General features: G+C 27.5%; 15 protein-coding genes. 12 read left to right on the forward strand and 3 right to left on the reverse strand.

The annotated features are described in order from the left end of the window. The first annotated feature begins 117 nt into the window (after positions 1–117). The 8 genes from rplJ (at position 118) to rpoD (ending at position 12,445) form a co-directional block, all read left to right on the forward strand. Complete coding sequence (rplJ, locus tag ACWYO2_RS00465; protein ID WP_455514530.1) at positions 118–612, forward strand: 50S ribosomal protein L10; 495 nt, start codon at positions 118–120, stop codon at positions 610–612. A 30-nt stretch (positions 613–642) separates the two neighbouring features. Beyond that, entirely contained in the window at positions 643–1,008 is a 366-nt protein-coding gene (gene rplL, locus ACWYO2_RS00470) for a 50S ribosomal protein L7/L12 (protein ID WP_455514531.1), read from the forward strand. Positions 1,009–1,176: 168 nt separating this feature from the next. Further along, positions 1,177–4,635 carry a DNA-directed RNA polymerase subunit beta gene (gene rpoB / locus ACWYO2_RS00475; protein ID WP_455514532.1) on the forward strand — a complete coding sequence of 1,153 codons (3,459 nt, stop codon included), beginning with the start codon at positions 1,177–1,179 and terminating at the stop codon, positions 4,633–4,635. Positions 4,636–4,663: 28 nt separating this feature from the next. Then, positions 4,664–8,686 carry a DNA-directed RNA polymerase subunit beta' gene (rpoC, locus tag ACWYO2_RS00480; protein ID WP_455514533.1) on the forward strand — a complete coding sequence of 1,341 codons (4,023 nt, stop codon included), beginning with the start codon at positions 4,664–4,666 and terminating at the stop codon, positions 8,684–8,686. A gap of 40 nt (positions 8,687–8,726) precedes the next feature. Beyond that, positions 8,727–9,272, forward strand: coding sequence for a guanylate kinase (gmk, locus tag ACWYO2_RS00485; protein ID WP_455514534.1), 546 nt, complete (start codon positions 8,727–8,729; stop codon positions 9,270–9,272). Between the two features lie 9 nt (positions 9,273–9,281). Then, a complete protein-coding gene (rpoZ, locus tag ACWYO2_RS00490; protein ID WP_455514535.1) occupies positions 9,282–9,467 on the forward strand; it encodes a DNA-directed RNA polymerase subunit omega in 186 nt (61 codons plus the stop codon). Between the two features lie 52 nt (positions 9,468–9,519). Next, a complete protein-coding gene (gene dnaG / locus ACWYO2_RS00495; RefSeq protein ID WP_455514536.1) occupies positions 9,520–11,325 on the forward strand; it encodes a DNA primase in 1,806 nt (601 codons plus the stop codon). After that, entirely contained in the window at positions 11,309–12,445 is a 1,137-nt protein-coding gene (gene rpoD, locus ACWYO2_RS00500; RefSeq protein ID WP_455514537.1) for an RNA polymerase sigma factor RpoD, read from the forward strand. The genes dnaG and rpoD overlap by 17 nt, the downstream gene beginning before the upstream one ends. Positions 12,446–12,473: 28 nt before the next feature. Here rpoD and holA read toward each other — a convergent pair whose 3' ends face one another. Continuing rightward, entirely contained in the window at positions 12,474–13,370 is an 897-nt protein-coding gene (gene holA, locus ACWYO2_RS00505) for a DNA polymerase III subunit delta (RefSeq protein WP_455514538.1), read from the reverse strand. Continuing rightward, positions 13,367–13,951 carry a uracil-DNA glycosylase family protein gene (locus ACWYO2_RS00510; RefSeq protein ID WP_455514539.1) on the reverse strand — a complete coding sequence of 195 codons (585 nt, stop codon included), beginning with the start codon at positions 13,949–13,951 and terminating at the stop codon, positions 13,367–13,369. The genes holA and ACWYO2_RS00510 overlap by 4 nt, the downstream gene beginning before the upstream one ends. A gap of 163 nt (positions 13,952–14,114) precedes the next feature. Between ACWYO2_RS00510 and dtd the strand changes: the two genes are divergently transcribed. The 3 genes from dtd (at position 14,115) to ACWYO2_RS00525 (ending at position 17,300) form a co-directional block, all read left to right on the forward strand. Beyond that, positions 14,115–14,564 carry a D-aminoacyl-tRNA deacylase gene (dtd, locus tag ACWYO2_RS00515; RefSeq protein WP_455514540.1) on the forward strand — a complete coding sequence of 150 codons (450 nt, stop codon included), beginning with the start codon at positions 14,115–14,117 and terminating at the stop codon, positions 14,562–14,564. 1 nt (position 14,565) lies between these two features. Next, positions 14,566–15,186, forward strand: a complete 621-nt coding sequence (locus ACWYO2_RS00520; protein WP_455514541.1) for a C40 family peptidase — start codon at positions 14,566–14,568, stop codon at positions 15,184–15,186. A gap of 131 nt (positions 15,187–15,317) precedes the next feature. Beyond that, positions 15,318–17,300: an elongation factor G gene (locus ACWYO2_RS00525; protein WP_455514542.1), complete on the forward strand. Its 1,983-nt coding sequence runs from the start codon at positions 15,318–15,320 to the stop codon at positions 17,298–17,300. 22 nt (positions 17,301–17,322) lie between these two features. Here the strand turns inward: ACWYO2_RS00525 and ACWYO2_RS00530 are convergent, their stop codons facing one another. Continuing rightward, complete coding sequence (locus tag ACWYO2_RS00530) at positions 17,323–18,384, reverse strand: M24 family metallopeptidase (protein WP_455514543.1); 1,062 nt, start codon at positions 18,382–18,384, stop codon at positions 17,323–17,325. Positions 18,385–18,555: 171 nt separating this feature from the next. On the opposite strand from ACWYO2_RS00530, the gene ACWYO2_RS00535 reads away from it, so the two are divergent. Beyond that, positions 18,556–19,036 (forward strand): hypothetical protein (locus ACWYO2_RS00535; RefSeq protein WP_455514544.1); only part of this gene is annotated, 481 nt, incomplete at its 3' end.

The following is a 19,036-nucleotide window of genomic DNA, read 5'->3' on the forward strand; positions in this document are numbered from 1 at the left end:
GCTAAAGACAGTAGGTGTAAAGTAAATCCTACCGAGGTATATTCGAGTATGTTATAAATATACTTAACCTCGTCCAGTAGTAATACTGGTTTTTTAAATTTTAAGGAGGTGACAAAGATGGCATCAAAGGCAAATTTAGAAGCAGTTGAAGCATTGACAGAAAAACTACGTAATGCAAAAGCAGTAGTATTTGTTGATTATAAAGGTATTACAGTTAATGAAGATACAGAATTAAGAAATGAAGCTAGAAAAGCTGATGTTGAATATTTTGTAGCAAAAAACAGATTATTCCAAATAGCATTAAAAAATGTAGGGATAGAAGCTGAAACTAAAGAATTAACTGAAGGAACAACTTCATTCGTATTAGGAAAAGAAGATGGAGTTGCACCATCAAAATTAATCTATGATTTCTCACAACAATTTAAAGGAGAAAAATTAAAGATTAAAGGTGGAATAATAGATGGGAAAATAGCTGATAAAGCTATGGTAGAAGCATTGGCTAAGTTACCATCAAGAACAGAAATGTTAGGAATGACAGCTTACGGATTATTATCAGGTGTAAGAATGTTAGCAGTAGCATTAACTAATGTAGCAGAACAAAAAGAAGCTTAATAATTAAAAGAAAATATAGGAGGAAATAAAATGGCATTCAATAAAGAACAATTTATAGAAGATTTAAAAGCAATGACAGTATTAGAATTAAAAGAAGTTGTAGAAGCAATAGAAGAAACTTTTGGAGTATCAGCACAACCAGTTGCAGTAGCAGGTGCAGGAGTAGCAGCAGAAGCTGCTGAAGAAAAATCTTCATTTGATGTAGTATTAACTGCAGCAGGTGGAAATAAAATAGCAGTTATTAAAGAAGTAAGAGCAATCACTGGATTAGGATTAAAAGAAGCTAAAGACTTAGTTGATAACGGTGGAGCAGTTAAAGAAGGAGCTTCAAAAGAAGAAGCTGAAGAAATCAAAGGTAAATTAGAAGCAGCTGGAGCTAGCGTAGAATTAAAATAATAATTTATCAATAATACAATGGAATAGACATCCACTTAGGTGAGATGTCTTTTCCACATTATTATCAAATCATTTCAATTCACTACAAAATTGTAGTTTTTAAATTTAAAATATCATAATGATAACAATTCTTAGTATATCAATGTATATATTTTCACAGGAGGATAAATGAATAACAAACTAATAAATAGATATAGTTTTGGTAAAATAAAAGATAGAGGGCATATGCCTAATTTTTTAGAATTCCAATTAGATTCATATGAAGACTTCTTACAAGTTAAAAGAGAATCTTTTTCAAGAGAAGATAAAGGGCTTGAGTCAATTTTTAGAGAAGTATTTCCAATAGAATCAAGTAATGGAATTTTAAAATTAGAATATTTAGGATATGAAATTCATGATAACGATGTTCCTTTAAATGATGAATTAGAATGTAAAAAAAGAGGTAAAACATATTCAGGTCAATTGAAAGTAAAATTAAGATTGACTAATAATAAAACAGGAGAAATAAAAGAAACTTTAGTTCATTTTGGAGATATACCATTGATGACAGATAAGGCTACGTTTATAATAAACGGAGCAGAAAGAGTTGTTGTTTCTCAATTACATAGATCACCAGGTATAACTTTTAATAAAGAGTTAAATATACAAACTGGTAAGGATATGTATATAGGTAAGATAATACCATATAAAGGAACTTGGCTTGAATTTGAGACAGATAAGAATGATGTTCTAAATGTAAAAATAGACAGAAAGAAAAAAGTTTTAGTTTCAGTATTTTTAAAAGCTGTTAAATTCTTTGAAAATAATGCTCAAATTATGGATGAATTCTTTAGTATAAAAGATTTTAATATTAAATCAATATTAGATAAGTATAGCGATATAGAAGAAGCTAAAGGAGTTATAAGAACAGAAATAGAAGGTTCATTCATTAATGAAGATGTAATAAATGAGGAAACTGGAGAATTAATTTTAGAAGCAGAAACATATATAGATGAAATAGTAGTAGATGAGTTATTAGCTAAAGGAATAGAAGTTGTTAAAATATGGGAAGTAAAACCTGAAGATAGAATGATAGCTAAATCTATAAAAGATGATGAAACTACAAATTCTGATGAAGCAGTAGTTGAAGTATTTAAAAAATTAAAACCTGGAGATATAGTAACTGTTGAAAGTGCATATAATCTAATAATTCCAATGTTCTTTAATTCTCAAAGATATGATTTTGCCCCAGTTGGTAGATATAAAATAAATAAGAGATTAAAGATAAATGGAGAAGTAAATGATGAAGAAATTACATTAACTAAGAGAGATGTAATAGAAACTATAAACTATATAAAAGTTCTTTACAATGGTGGAGGAACTACAGATGATATAGATAATCTTTCAAATAGACGTGTAAGAGGTGTTGGAGAGTTATTATCTATACAAATAAAAGGTGGAGTTGCAAAAATGTCTAAAATGGTTAGAGAGAAAATGCAAACTCAAAATATTGAAACATTAACACCTCAAAGTTTATTAAATACTAAACCATTAAATGCTTTAATATTAGAATTCTTTGGAAGTGGACAATTATCACAATTTATGGATCAATCTAATCCACTTGCAGAATTAACGCACAAAAGAAGAATATCAGCCCTAGGACCTGGAGGATTATCAAGAGATAGAGCTGGATTTGAAGTGCGTGACGTACATAATTCACATTATGGAAGAGTTTGTCCTATAGAAAGTCCAGAAGGACCAAATATAGGATTAATAGCATCTCTTTCAACTTATGGTAAGGTTAATAAATATGGGTTTATTGAAACACCATTTGTTAAAGTAAAAAATGGAATAGCAAATTTTGATGATATTAATTATGTAGGTGCAGATGAAGAAGAAGGGTTATTCATAGCACAAGCAGACACAAGAGTTGATGAAAATGGTAGATTATTAGATGATGAAGTAACTTGTCGTTATGGTGATGAAATAGTTCATGTTAAAAAAGAACAAGTTGATTTAATGGATGTTTCTCCTAAACAAATAGTTTCAGTTTCAGCAGGTCTTATACCTTTCTTAGAACACGATGATGCAAACCGTGCACTTATGGGTTCAAACATGCAAAGACAAGCAGTTCCTTTACTTAAAACAGAAGCACCTTATGTAGGAACAGGTCTTGAAAGAAAAGTTGCTGTTGATTCAGGAGCAGTACTTGTATCAAAATCTGATGGTATAGTAACTTATGTGGATGCAAACAAAGTTATAGTAACAGATGATAAAGGTAATGAATATTTACATAGACTATTAAATTTCGAAAAATCTAACCAATCTATGTGTTTACATCAAAAACCAATCATAGATTTAGGCGAAAAAGTTAAAAAAGGTGATATATTAGCTGATGGACCATCAACAGCAGGTGGAGATTTAGCTTTAGGTAAAAATATATTATTAGCATTTATGCCTTGGGAAGGATATAACTTCGAGGATGCAATATTAATTTCTGAAAGATTGAGAAAAGATGATGTATTTACATCACTTCACATAGAAGAGTTTGATATAGAAGCAAGAACGACTAAACTAGGTGAAGAAGAAATAACAAGAGAAATACCTAATGTTTCAGATGAAGCTTTAAGAAACTTAGATGAAAATGGTATAATTCGTGTTGGGGCTTATGTAGAACCAGATGATATATTAGTAGGTAAAGTAACACCTAAAGGTGAAACTGAACCACCTGCAGAAGAAAGATTGTTAAGAGCTATTTTTGGAGAAAAAGCTAAAGATGTTAGAGATACTTCGTTAAGATTACCACATGGTGTTAAAGGAACAGTAGTAAGTGTTTTAGTTCTTTCTAAAGAAAATAAAGATGAATTGAAAGCAGGAGTAAATAAGGTAGTACGTATATATGTAGCTGAAAAGAGAAAAATAATGGTAGGAGATAAGATGTCAGGAAGACACGGAAATAAAGGAGTCGTATCTCGTGTTCTACCTGTTGAAGATATGCCACATTTAGAAGATGGTACACCAATAGATATTTGTTTAAACCCATTAGGGGTTCCATCACGTATGAATATAGGACAAGTACTAGAAGTTCACTTAGGACTTGCTATAGGTGATATGGATAAATATATAGCTACACCAGTATTTGATGGTGCGAGTGAAGAAGATGTTAAAAATTATTTAGAAGAAGCTGGATATCCAAGAACTGGTAAAGTTAAATTGATTGATGGAAGAACGGGAGAATATTTTGATAATCCTGTAACTGTAGGAAGAATGTATATGCTAAAACTTCACCACTTAGTAGAGGATAAAATGCATGCTAGAGCTATTGGACCTTATTCTTTAGTTACACAACAACCATTAGGAGGTAAGGCGCAATTTGGTGGACAAAGATTAGGAGAAATGGAAGTTTGGGCTCTTGAAGCTTATGGAGCATCAAATATATTACAAGAAATGTTAACTGTTAAATCAGATGATATTAATGGAAGAACTAAGACTTATGAATCTATAATTAAAGGTCAAGCAATGCCTGAGGCAGATGCACCTGAATCATTTAAAGTTTTAGTTAAGGAATTCCAATCTTTAGGATTAGATGTAAATCTATATGATAAAGAGGGTGCAAAAATAGCACTAGACAATAACTTTGAAGGTTAAGAATAAAATATAAGGAGGCTCATATTTTATGAGTATAAGAGATTTTGATAGTATTCAAATAAAACTTGCATCACCAGAGAAAATATTAGAATGGTCATTTGGTGAGGTTACAAAGTCAGAAACAATAAATTATAGAACATTGAAACCAGAAGCAGATGGACTATTTTGCGAGAAAATATTTGGACCAACTAAAGATTATGAATGCACTTGTGGTAAACATAAGAAGATGAAAGATAAAGGAACAGTATGTGAAAAATGTAAGGTAATGATAACAACTTCTAAAGTTAGAAGAGAAAGAATGGGTCATATTAAACTTGCAACACCTATAGCACATATATGGTACTCTAAAGGTACACCAAATAAGATGAGTTTACTTTTAGGTATAAGTACTAAAGATTTAGAATCTGTTTTATATTTTTCAAGATATATAGTAATAGATGGTGGAAATACAGAATACACTAAATATTCAATAATTAAAGAGCAACAATATAGAAACGCAATAGAAAATGGTAATGTTGGAACTTTTTCTGCAAAAATGGGTGCTGAAGGTATACTTGAATTATTGAAAGAATTAGATCTTAAAGTATTAGAAAAAGAATTAGAAAATGAGATTGAAAATGAAAATTCAACTCAAAAAAGAAAAAAATCAGTAAAAAGATTAAAAATAGTTAGAGATTTCATTACTTCTGGGAATAAACCAGAATGGTTAGTATTAACTATACTTCCAGTAATGCCAGCTGATTTAAGACCATTAGTACAATTAGATGGAGGAAGATTTGCTACATCTGATTTAAATGATTTATATAGAAGAGTTATTAATAGAAATATTAGACTTGAGAAATTGATGGAATCTCATGCACCAGAAATAATGATAAGAAATGAAAAACGTATGTTACAAGAAGCAGTAGATGCTTTAATAGATAATGGAAGACGTGGAAAACCAGTTCTTACTCAAACAAATAGAGAATTAAAGTCTTTATCAAATATGCTTAAAGGTAAGCAAGGAAGATTTAGACAAAATCTTCTTGGTAAACGTGTGGATTATTCAGGAAGATCTGTTATTGTTGTAGGACCTAATTTAAAAATTAATCAGTGTGGATTACCTAAAAAGATGGCACTTGAGTTATATAAACCATTTTTAATGAGAGAATTAGTTAAAAGAGGACTTTCAAGTAATATTAAAACAGCTAAAAAAATGGTTGAAGAAGAAAACGAAGCAGTTTGGGAATTGATAGAAGAAATTATTAAAAATCACCCAGTTCTTTTAAACCGTGCCCCAACTTTACATAGATTGTCAATACAAGCATTTGAACCTACATTAATAGAAGGAAAAGCTATTAGACTTCATCCTCTTGTATGTTCAGCTTTCAACGCCGATTTTGATGGTGACCAAATGGCAGTTCACTTAGTATTATCACCAGAAGCTCAAGCAGAAGCAAAATTACTAATGCTTGCAACTAATAACATTATAGCACCATCAAGTGGTAAACCTATAGCTGTACCATCTCAAGATATGGTTATGGGATGTTACTATATGACAAAAGAAAAACCTGGTGAATTTGGAGAAGGAATGCAATTCTCTAGTATGGATCAATTAATAACAGCTTATCAAAGTAAGAAAGTTGGTACTCATGCACCAATTACAGTAAGAGTAAATGGTCAAATTATAGCGACAACAGCAGGTAGAATAATGTTTAATCTAATGTTGCCTGAAGAAATAAGAGACTATACTGTAACTTATGGTAAAGGAGAACTTGCTAAATTAATAGCTCAACTTTATGATAATTATGGTTTTGAAAAAACATGTGAATTGATAGATAAAATTAAAGAATTTGGATATCACTACGGTACAACAGCAGGAATAAGTGTTGGAATAGAAGATTTAGAAATACCAGAAAGCAAAAAATCTATATTAGAAGAAGCAGATCGTGAAGTTGCAGAAATAGAAAGTGCTTATAAAGCTGGAGAAATAATAAATGAAGAAAGATATAGAAAAATAGTTAAAGTTTGGTCAAAAGCTACAGATGATGTAACAAATGCTATGATGGATAATCTTGATCAATTTAATCCGGTTTATATGATGGCAAACTCTGGAGCCAGAGGTAACATATCACAAATGCGTCAACTAGGTGGAATGCGTGGGATGATGGCAAATACTAAAGGAGAAATTATAGAAATACCTATTAAGGCTAACTTTAGAGAAGGTCTAACAGTTTTAGATTACTTTATGTCATCTCATGGAGCGAGAAAAGGACTTGCCGATACAGCCTTGAGAACTGCCGATTCAGGATATTTAACAAGAAGACTTGTTGATATTTCACATGAATTAATAATTAATAAAGAAGATTGTGGATGTCATGGAGAAGGTATAGAAGTTGGAGATCTAATATATGAAGGTAAAGTTATAGAAAAACTTGAAGAAAGAATATATGGTAGATATTTAGCTAATGATTTATATAATTCTAACGGAGAATTAATAGCTCCTGCTAATACTTTAATTACAAAAGAATTAAATAAGAAAATAAAAGAAGAAAATATTACTATGGTTAAAATGCGTAGTCCTTTAACTTGTAAACTTGATAAGGGTGTATGTAAAAAATGTTATGGTATGGATTTATCTAACCATAAAGAAGTTCTTTTAGGAGAAGCAGTAGGAGTTATAGCAGCTCAATCAATAGGAGAACCTGGTACACAACTTACAATGCGTACTTTCCATACAGGAGGGGTTGCAACAAAGGCTGATGAACAATCAGAATATAGAGCAGATGAATCAGGTAAGATAATATTTGAAAATGTAGAATTATTCAAATATCCTGATACTGAAGAAATCATAAATGGTAAAAAAACTAAAGTAAAAGGTCAAGAAGTTGTTGTTTCAACTTCAGGTAAGGCTATACTAGGTAAATATCGTTATGAAGTTCCTTCAGGATCTATCTTAAAAGTAAAAGATGGAGAAAAAGTTAAAAGAGGTCAAGTAATACTTGAATTTGACCCTTATCAAACTCCAGTAATTTCTACAACAGCTGGTCGTATAGAATTTAGAGATATATATATTAAAGAAAATATAGATGTTAAATATGGAGTTACAGAAAGATTAGCTATTAAACCTATTGAAAGTACTCAAGTTAAACCAAGAATGATAGTATTTGATAATAAAGGTAAGAAAGTTAAAGAATATGATATAACATATGGGTCATATTTAATGTTTAAAGAAGGAGATACTATTAATCCTGGAGATATAATTGCTAAACTTCCAAAAACTGGAGGAGGTAATAAGGATATAACAGGAGGTCTTACAAGGGTTCAAGAATTATTTGAAGCTAGAAACTTAAAAGGTAAGGCAATACTTGCTGAAAAATCAGGAAGAATTACATTCTCTGACAAGATGAAAAAAGGTATGAGAATAGTTAGTATTATGGATGTAGATAATCCTGAACATGAATTAGCAGAATATGCTATACCTGCTGGAGAACATTTAATAGTTTCAAATGAAATGATAGTTAAAGCAGGAGATAAATTAACAGAAGGGCCTATATCTCCACACGATATATTAAAGATTAAAGGTGTAGTTGATGCACAACAATTTATACTAGAATCTGTACAAGGGGTATATAGAAGCCAAGGAGTTTCAGTTAATGATAAGCATATTGAAATAATAGTTAAACAAATGTTCCAAAAAGTTAAAATTGAAAATTCTGGTGATTCATTATTCTTAGAAGATGAATTAATAGATAGAAAAACTATAGAAATTGAAAATGCAAGATTAAGAAATAAAGGTAAAAAAGAAGCTGAATTTGTATCTGTAATTCAAGGTATAACAAAAGCTGCTGTAAATACTGAAAGTTTCATATCAGCAGCTTCATTCCAAGAAACAACAAAGGTATTAGCAAATGCTGCTGTTGAAGGTAAAGTTGATAAATTAGAAGGATTAAAAGAAAATGTAACTATAGGTAAGAAAATACCAGGAGGAACAGGATTTAAGAATTATAAAGATTTAAATATAGACTTAGGTGAAGTAGAAGAAGAAATATCAGATATAATAAAGGAATAATAAAAGGGGGATATATTTCCCCCTTAAATAAGGAGAATTAATGAGAGGTAAACTTTTTATTGTTTCAGGTCCATCAGGAAGTGGTAAATCTACAATAACTAAAATAGTTCGTGATAGATTAAATATACCTTTGGCAATTTCGGCAACTACAAGAGAAAAACGTAAAGGTGAAATAGAAGCTAAAGATTATTATTTTATAACTAAAGAAGAATTTGAAACAAAAATAGATAATAATGAATTTTTTGAATATGCTAATGTTCACGGTAATTATTATGGAACATTAAATTCAGAAATTGAAAAGAATTTAGATGAAGGTAGAAATGTAATACTTGAAATAGATGTTCAAGGTGGAGCTATTGCAAAATCTAAAAGAAATGATTCTGTTTTAGTTTTCTTTAAAGCACCAAGTCTTGATATTTTGGAAGAAAGACTAAGAAGTAGAAATACTGATAGTGATGAAGTAATACTTAAGAGACTGGAAAATGCAAAACAAGAATTAGAATATGAAAGATATTATGATTATTGTATTATTAATTATGAGATAGAAAAATCTTGTGAAGAATTAATAGAAATTATTAATAAGTAAGGGGAAAGTATGAAAAAAGATAGAATATCAGTTGATGAATTATTAAAAGTAATACCTAATAAATATGAATTAGCTATTTTAGCTGGTAGAGCAGCTAGAAAAGAATTTGTTGAAGGTGTAGAAAAATACAAGATTTTAGATAATGTTTTTGAAGAAATTTTAGAAGGTAAAGTAAAGATAGTAGAAAATGATTAATTAATATTGACTTTTTTAATTTACATATTATACTTATAATGGTGGAGGATGTGTGAACGAATTTAAATATATTTCCGACTTCAACAAGGTTATAGATGGAGTTGATATTGTAGAAGTAGTGGAAGAATTTGTTAGTTTAAGTAAAGATGGAAATTCATATGTTGGATTTTCACCTTTTAAAAATGAAAATACTCCATCATTTAAAGTAAATCCAAACAAAAAAATTTTTAAAGATTTTAGTAGTGGTATAGGTGGAGACGTAATACAATTTTACTCTATTATGAAAAAAATATCTAGAATGGATGCTATGAGAGAATTAGCTAAGAGATATAATATCAATATATCTAGGAATTATATTAGGGATAAATATTCTTTAGAACATAAGATATTAAATGATGCAGTTGAATTTTTTTCTAATAAATTTAAAGAAAGTAAAGTAGCTCAAGAATATATGATTAATAGAGGATATAATATCAAGGATTTAAAAGAATATTCTATAGGATATGCACCAGATAGTTGGAATGAACTATATGATGAATTAAAAATTAAGTATGATGAAAAGGTAATTCAATCTATTGGGCTAATTTCTCAGGATAGTTTAAATACAAAAAGATATTATGATAATTTTAGAAATCGTATTATTTTTCCTATATTTAATACTAAAAATCAAATAATAGCTTTAGGTGGAAGATATATAGGAGATGGAGATTCTCCTAAGTATATAAATTCTAGTGAAAGTAAGATATTTAATAAAAGTAATGAGTTATATGGTATATTTGATGGAGGAATGGCATTAAAACAAACAAAGTATGCAATATTAACTGAAGGATATTTAGATGTTTTGAGTTCTCATTTAAATGGGTTTAAAAATACAGTAGCTTCACTTGGTACTGCATTTACAGATGGTCAAGCAAAACTTTTAAAAAAATATGTAAATAGTATATTGATACTTTATGATAACGATGATGCAGGGAGACTTGCTACGATTAGAGCTATAGGTATATTAAATAAAAATGGGTTTTTAATAAGATGTCTTAATTTACCTGATGGTTTTAAGGATCCAGATGAATATTTTAAAAGTAATAATAAGAAAGATTTTATTTCTTTACTTAATGTTTCTGTAGATTCTTTTCAATATGTATTTAACGTATATAGTTTAGGTTTAAATTTAGATGAAATTAATTCTAAATTAGAAATAATAAATAGATTTAGAACATATTTTAAAGATATTAATAATAGAATAATTTTAAAAGATGAAATATTTAAATTATCAAAAATTCTAAAAATAGATTATGATGATTTAATAAAAGAATACAGTGATATTCTTGGTAAAGTTAAAAAAGAAGTTAATAAAAATAAAATTAATAATAAATTTGTAATAAATAATAAAAATAATAAAAGAGATATGTTAGAAAAAGTTACTTTAGAATTTCTTATTTCAAGTGATTCAAAATTTGAAAGATATGTTAGTATGATTTCAACGTTTAACTTTGAAAATGAAATATATAATGAATTAAATAGAAAATTAAAAAGTATAAGTTATAATACAAATAATATATATGATAATTTATATCTTTCCGAAGATGAGTATCAAGTTTTATCAGATTTAGTTTTTAATAAGATAGAAAATGTTGATGAAGATAGTTATTTTAGATTGTTACAAAGTTGGTTGAAACTATATTTAGAAGAAATAAAGGAAGAAGTAAATTTGTTGAAAGATATGGAAAAAATGATGGCATTATACAAAGTAAGTTTATTAACAAATAAATTAAATGTAACAGATTCAATAATGGACTTAGAGATTATTCATAAAGATATAATTGAATTAAGGAGAGTGTACGATGGCAGTAAACAATGAGAATATAAAAGAAAGCTTAGCCAATTTAATAAAAAAAGCAAAAGAAGAAAAAATTGTAAGCCGTGAAGAAGTTAATAAACTTATGAAGGGTATGTCACAAGATAAAATTGATATGACTTTTTTCAAATTATCTGAAATGGGTATAGAAATAGTTAATAAAATTTCAGATAAAACGAAGAAAATGGCTAAAAAAACTAAAACAGTTGATATAGTTGAAAAATTAGATATAAATGAAGAAGAAGTAGAAGAATTACTAAAGGAAGATTTTATACATGTTGGAGATTCAACTGATGTTGACGAACCTATAAAAATGTATTTAAGAGAAATAGGTCAAATTCCTTTACTTACTAATGAAAGAGAGTTAGAACTTGCTAAGAGAATTAGTGAGGGAGATGAAAGAGCAAAACAAGAATTAATGGAAGCCAATTTAAGATTAGTTGTTAGTATAGCTAAGAAACATACTAATCGTGGTCTTAAATTATTAGATTTAATTCAAGAAGGAAATATAGGTCTTATGAAAGCAGTAGAAAAATTTGAATCTAATAAAGGATTTAAGTTTTCAACTTATGCTACTTGGTGGATAAGACAGGCTATAACACGTGCTATAGCAGATCAAGGTAGAACTATAAGAATACCGGTACATATGATAGAAACAATAAATAAGATAAAAAAAGCTTCAAGAATACATTTGCAAGAAACAGGGAAAGAACCTACAGCAGATTATTTAGCTAAAACTGTAGAAATGCCAGTTGAAAAAGTTAAAAATATATTAGAAATGAATCAAGATCCAATATCTCTTGAAACTCCTGTTGGGAGTGAAGATGATAGTGAACTTGGGGATTTTGTTGAAGATGATAAATTCTTAAATCCACATGAAGCTACTGTAAGATCTGTACTTAAAGAAAAGCTTGATGAAGTTTTAAAGAAAGAATTAAACGAAAGAGAAGAACAAGTGTTAAGACTAAGATATGGTCTTGATGATGGAGCACCAAAAACATTAGAAGAAGTAGGAAAAATATTTGAAGTAACTAGAGAAAGAATACGTCAAATAGAAGTAAAGGCTATAAATAAATTAAAAAATATTAAAAAGAAAAAAGGTTTAGAAGAGTTTAGAAATTAGAAAAGCACTAGTAGAGATATATTCTTTACTAGTGCTTTTTGCATATATTCATTATAAAATTTTCAACTCCAACTTCAAAATCTATTTCTCCTGTTTTAATCATTAATTCAGTTTTAAAAGCAAGTTTTAAAAAATCAAGACATTCTTTTTTAGTAAATTTATTTAAAAATTCTTGTTTTTTAAAAACATAATAAGGTGAATAGGAATTAAATATATCTAAATTTTTAATAATTTCTTTAAAATTATTGTAATTATTATCTTTTATTTTTGAAACATGTAATTTATATATTAAATCAAAATCATTTACAAGAGAACTAAGTATACCCATGTGTTCTTTTATAGGAAAATTGATTTTTCTATTATTTAATATATCATTAGTTAATTCAAAAATTATAAATTTGGAAGTTTTAGATAAAATGGGCTTAATATTATCTAAAGAATACGGTTTTCCATTTAAAAAGTTATTGATTTTATCTAATTCATTTGTAATTAAATAGTAATCTTCTTCTAATAAGTCAAGTAATTGATTTGCTTCATTATCTTTTATTTTTAATTTTTTAGCAATATATTCTAAAAAGTTTTTTTTATTTATTTTAGTATCAAAAATAAAATGGTTATTAAATTTTTTTGTCAAATCATTGATTTTTTTATTTTCTTTAATACTGTTATATACTATTATAATCTCTTCGTTTGTATTTTCATGATTTTCAAGTTTTTCGAGTATTTGATGTAAATCTTTTATTTTTTCTGCATTTTTTAATAATACAATTTTAGGTTCTGAAAAAAGTGATCCGGAATTTATTTCGTTTAAAAAAAACTCAGAATTTGTTTCGTCAAATCTTGAAATATTATCTATATTTAATTTATTTAATAGTGCTTCTAGATATATAGTTTTAGAAGAAAGGCCTTGTATAAAATGTATCATTTATTTCCTCCTATAATTTCTTTAACCCTTTGTTTTAAAAAAGAGATATTTTCTTCAAACCAAGGATTTCTATTAAACCATCTAAAATTTAAAGGCGATGGATGAACTAAAGGTATATATTTAGGTAAATAAATTTTATAATTTTTAACTGTTTCAGTTAGATTTTTTTTAACTTTATTTCCTAAGTAATATTTTTGTGCATAAAATCCTATTAGTATTATAAGTTCAATATTAGGCATATTAGATATTAATAATTTATGCCATTTGTCTGCACATTCTAAGCGAGGAGGTAAATCTCCACTTTTACCTTTTCCTGGGTAGTAAAAATCTAATGGTAATACAGATATTAGTTTAGAATTATAGAAAAAATCACTATCAACTCCCAACCATTCTCTTAATCTTTCACCACTTTTGTCTTTAAAGGGAACACCTTGTTCTTGTGTTTTTAATCCAGGGGCTTGTCCTATTATTAATATTTTACTTTCTTTATATGCTGTAAAAATGGGGTTTATACCATTTTTTGTATATTTTAGATTATTATCATCTTCTATTATTTTTTTAGTAATTTCTTCAATATTCATATAACCACCTAACTATATTTTACTATAAATTGAAAAAAAAGTATACCTTTTAAACTATTATTTTTACTAACTTACCAAACGTTTTAAAAAATTATATTTACAACTGTCTATTACATATATGTATATTTTGTGGTATACTCATAATGAGAGGAGTATCATTAATATGAAAATGATTATACAAAAGGTACTAAGTGCAAAAGTAATATTTGAAGATAATAGTTTTAATAGCATAGATGATGGACTTTTAGTTTACCTAGGTGTACATAAAGATGATACAGAAAAAGATATAGATCTTTGTATTAAAAAACTTTTAGGATTAAGAATATTTGAATATAATGAAAAGAATTTTGAAAAATCTATTATTGATAAGAATTTTAAGTTATTGGTTATAAGTAATTTTACATTATATGGGGATATTAGTCGTGGGAGAAGACCATCTTTTACAAATTCTGCAAATGCAGAATTAGGAAAAGAAATGTATGATAATTTTATGAATAAATTATATAACAGTGGGATAAATTGTTATGGAGGAATTTTTCAAACTCATATGTTAGTTGAATCTGTAAACGATGGACCTATAAATATTGTTTTTGATACAAAAGAAGGAGAATGATATGTTTAAAAAAGCAACTTTGTTATTTACACTGATACTTTTATCAACAAACTCATTTGCCATTAATTTGAAAAAATCTGCAGCAAAATCACAAAAAGATTTAGTTTTGCAAGATGCAAATTCTATAATATTTGATGGAGAATATATACATGATCAGTCATATATTAATAGTAAGATAAATGAAATTGAAGAATCAGTTATGTCAATGTCAGGGGTATATAGTAATCTTGATAATATAATATTAAAAAATAAATTATTTAATGCTTTTGATAAATGGGCAGGTACGAGATATAGATTAGGAGGTACGAATCGGAGTGGAATAGATTGTTCAGCTCTTACTCGTGAAGTATTTAGAGATGTATTTGGTTATGAATTACCTAGAGTAAGTGTAGATCAAGTTAAAAAAGGTAGAAAAATATCAACATCTGATTTAAAACCTGGCGATCTTTTATATTTCACACCAGAAAATAGAGTTAACCATGTTGCAGTATATATAGGTAACTCATTATTCATTAATGCATCGTCATCACAAGGTGTTGTATTATCAAGTTTAAATAATTCTTATTGGTCAAAATATTTTAAATATGGTGTAAGAGTTGATGCGGCAAGAGAAGTAAGATAATTAATAGAATAGGTAGAATAATCTACCTATTTTTATTTAATATAAAATTAGGTATTTACATACATTGTTTTTTTTTGTTTTCAAGTTATACTAGTAGTGAAAAGCATATGAATATTTAGGAGTGATTTATTATGAAGATTTATTCTAGTAGTAATATAAGAAATGTAGGAATATTAGGACAAAGTGGTTCTGGAAAAAGTAATATGTTAGAATCTATTGAATATACAGTAGGATTGATTTCAAGAATTTCTTCTCCAAATGATGTTGTTAGGTCATCTAATGTTACAACTTTATCTTCTGTAGAATATCAAGGTATGAAGTATAATTTTTTAGATATGCCTAGTTATTCAGATTTTTATGGAGAATTAGAATCTGGATTATCAGCAATAGCGAGTGCCATAGTTGTTATAGATTCTACTGCTGATTTAAGTGTAGGGACAGAAATAGCATTAGAGATTACAGAAGAAAGAAAAATCCCTAAATTTATATTTATTAATAAAGTTGATTCAGAAAAATCAAATTACTCAAAAATTTTAGGTCAACTTAGAGATAAATATGGTAAAAAAATAGCTCCTTTCCATATTCCTTGGGGAAATGGAGAAAATTTTAAAGGACATATTAATGTTGTAGATTTATTTGCTAGAAGATATAACGGAAAAGAATGCGATACAGTTAAAATGCCTGAAGAATATTTAGAAGAAGTTCAAGAAGTAAGAGAAATGTTACTAGAATCTGTTGCAGAAACTGAAGAAGAACTTATGAATAAGTTCTTTGATGGTATTGAATTTACAACTGAAGAAATACATAGAGGATTAAGAAAAGGAGTCCTTGAGGGTACTCTTATCCCTGTTATATGTGGATCTACATATAAAAATATAGGCTTACATACTACGCTTGAAATGGTTAGAGATTATCTACCATCACCTATAGATAATAAGAAAAATATAAATATTTCAGAATTTATAGGTCAAGTATTTAAAACAGTTATAGATCCATTTGTTGGTAAAATTTCATATATTAAGGTTTTATCTGGAGAAATAAAAAATGATAGCGATATATATAATGTAAATAAGAGAGAGTATGAAAAAGTAAGTAAAATATTTACTATATCTCATGGAGAAATGATAGAACTTTCTAAAGCAACTATGGGTGATATAGTTATATTAACTAAATTAAATAGTTTACAAAATTCTGACACAATATCAAAAAATGAAAAACAAGAAGAATTAGAACTTATTAATTTCCCTAAAGAACAAATGATGGTAGCAATACAAGCTAAAAATAAATCAGATGAAGATAAAATTTCAACAGCTCTTCATAAAATTCGTGAAGAAGATTCATCTCTTTATTGGAGAAGAGTTATAGAAACTTCACAAACTATACTAGGAGTTCAAGGGGAAATACATGCAAATAGTGTAATTTCTAAATTAAAAGATAGATATGGTGTTGAAGTTTTAATTGAAGATTTAAGAGTTCCTTATAAAGAAACTATAAAGGGAACTTCTGATGTTCAAGGAAAACATAAAAAACAATCTGGTGGTCATGGTCAATATGGTGATGTTAAAATAAGATTTAGCTATTCTCCAGATAAAGAGTTTGATTTTTCTGAAGAAATAGTAGGTGGAGTAGTACCTAAAGGGTATATACCTGCTGTAGAAAAAGGTTTACTTGAATCAATGAAAGAAGGAGTAATGGCTAAATATCCAGTTACTAATATAAAAGCTGTTCTTTATGATGGTTCGTATCATGATGTTGATTCATCAGAAATGGCATTTAAATTAGCAGCTAATCTTGCTTTTAAAAAAGGTATGCTTGAAGCAAATCCTGTATTACTTGAACCTATAATGGAATTAAAAATTATTGTTCCAGAAGATAATGTTGGGGATATAATGGGAGATATAACTAAAAAGCGTGGTAAAATATTAGGTATGAATGCAGTTTCTAAAGATAAACAAGAAATAATAGCTGAAGCACCAATGTCTGAAACATTTAAATATTCTAATGATTTAAAATCAATGACGCAAGGAAGAGGATATTTTGAAATGAAACTTGTTAAATATGAAGAAGTTCCTACAGAGATTTCTAAAAAGATTATTGATAAAAGAGGAATGTAATATAAAATAGCGGATTTTTCCGCTATTTTTTATATTTAGTTAATACTTCATATCCATTTTCTGTTACTAGTATATCATCTTCTATTCTTATACCAACTTTATTAGGTATATATATTCCTGGTTCTATCGTAAATGTCATACCTTTTTCTAATTTATCTAATGTTTTTTGAGATACATCAGGATATTCGTGACAATCTATACCTAATCCATGGCCTAATCTATGATTGAAATATTGCCCGTATCCTGCATCTTCTATTATACCACGAGCTTTTTTATCAAGTTCTGCAAAAGTTACACCGGGTTTAACTAGTTTTATTGCTTCAGTATTTGCCTTAACGACTAAGTTGTAAATAAATTTATCGAACTCTTTTGCTTCACCAAATTCTAAACAACGAGTTATATCACTAGCGTAATTTTTATAATAACATCCTAAATCTAGTAATACATATTCATTTAATTTTAGTTTTCTTTGTCCGCTTACACCATGTGGGTTTGATGCATTATCTCCAAATAAAACTATTGTATCAAATGACATTTTTTCTACACCTTCATTAAATATGGTATTTTCTATTATATTTTTAAGTTCAAGCTCTGTTATTCCTTCACGTAAATTTCTTTTAGCAATATCTATACAAAGATCTGCAAGCCTTGCAGCTTCCCTCATAAATATTATTTCTTCATCACTTTTATACTTTCTAAAATCTTTAACTACTTGAGAAGAATCTATGATTTCTTTTATATTAAATTCATAAATTATCTTTTCATAACGACTAACAGTAATGTGTTCTTTTTCTATTCCCACAGTATTAAGATTTCCTACTAATTTAGCAAGTTTGTTAATTCCATCTTCAGTATCTAAATATCCAAGAATCTCAATATCTTTAGTTGAATTCTTAGCACTTTCAACTTCAAGAGCTGGACAAAGAATATATTGACTACCATCATTTTTTAAAATATAGAAAAGTAGTCTTTCGTGAGGATTACATTCAAAACCTGTTAAATATAGAATATTTGTAGGGGTTGAAATAATAAGAGCATCCATACCTTTTTGATTAATGTTTTCTAAAATTTTTTGTAATTTCATTTTATCACCTCTATCTATTTATATTTATTATACTCTCATTTATTTTAAAAGTCTATAATCATATTACTTTTATTAAACTATAGTTAATCTTAAAAATCTATTAGTTACATTGACAAAAGAATTTTAAAAGAGTATATTAGAGTATATATAACAATGATTAAGAGGTGTGAAATGAAAAAATTAATAAAAAAAATAATTTTAGGAATTTCAAGTATATTTTTCGTAATATCTTGTAGTTCTTTAAGTGCTAAAGAATATTTTGAAAAAGGTAGATATCTTGAAGCTTTACAAGCAACAGCTAACGAATTGAAAGATAACAAGAAAGCATTAAGTATTGAAGAAGAAAATATTGTCGCTTCAAGAGTTAGTGAAATTGAAAGAACTTATAGAAATAAATTAAATTTAGCTATTGATGAAAAAAGTAAAGCTAATGCTTATTTAGAATTATGGGAAATGAATAATATAGTTCAAAAAAATCCACAATTATCTAAGTATATGCAATCAACTAGTTATTCAAATTCTCAAGAATTATTAAATAATTCAGTTAATAATATTGTTAGATATGTGAATGTTGATCCTTTAAATAGAGTATCAGAATTAAATGCATATATTAATAAATTTAGCAAATATAATCTTCAAAATAGTGTTTATA

The sequence above is a fragment of the Pseudostreptobacillus sp. genome (genome assembly GCF_977040545.1).

Bases quoted from the DNA above. Each gene is read 5' to 3' on its own strand.
- rplJ (WP_455514530.1), top strand. From the start codon at position 118: ATGGCATCAAAGGCAAATTTAGAAGCAGTTGAAGCATTGACAGAAAAA.
- rplL (WP_455514531.1), top strand. From the start codon at position 643: ATGGCATTCAATAAAGAACAATTTATAGAAGATTTAAAAGCAATGACA.
- rpoB (WP_455514532.1), top strand. From the start codon at position 1,177: ATGAATAACAAACTAATAAATAGATATAGTTTTGGTAAAATAAAAGAT.
- rpoC (WP_455514533.1), top strand. From the start codon at position 4,664: ATGAGTATAAGAGATTTTGATAGTATTCAAATAAAACTTGCATCACCA.
- gmk (WP_455514534.1), top strand. From the start codon at position 8,727: ATGAGAGGTAAACTTTTTATTGTTTCAGGTCCATCAGGAAGTGGTAAA.
- rpoZ (WP_455514535.1), top strand. From the start codon at position 9,282: ATGAAAAAAGATAGAATATCAGTTGATGAATTATTAAAAGTAATACCT.
- rpoD (WP_455514537.1), top strand. From the start codon at position 11,309: ATGGCAGTAAACAATGAGAATATAAAAGAAAGCTTAGCCAATTTAATA.
- holA (WP_455514538.1), bottom strand. From the start codon at position 13,370: ATGATACATTTTATACAAGGCCTTTCTTCTAAAACTATATATCTAGAA.
- ACWYO2_RS00510 (WP_455514539.1), bottom strand. From the start codon at position 13,951: ATGAATATTGAAGAAATTACTAAAAAAATAATAGAAGATGATAATAAT.
- dtd (WP_455514540.1), top strand. From the start codon at position 14,115: ATGAAAATGATTATACAAAAGGTACTAAGTGCAAAAGTAATATTTGAA.
- ACWYO2_RS00520 (WP_455514541.1), top strand. From the start codon at position 14,566: ATGTTTAAAAAAGCAACTTTGTTATTTACACTGATACTTTTATCAACA.
- ACWYO2_RS00525 (WP_455514542.1), top strand. From the start codon at position 15,318: ATGAAGATTTATTCTAGTAGTAATATAAGAAATGTAGGAATATTAGGA.
- ACWYO2_RS00530 (WP_455514543.1), bottom strand. From the start codon at position 18,384: ATGAAATTACAAAAAATTTTAGAAAACATTAATCAAAAAGGTATGGAT.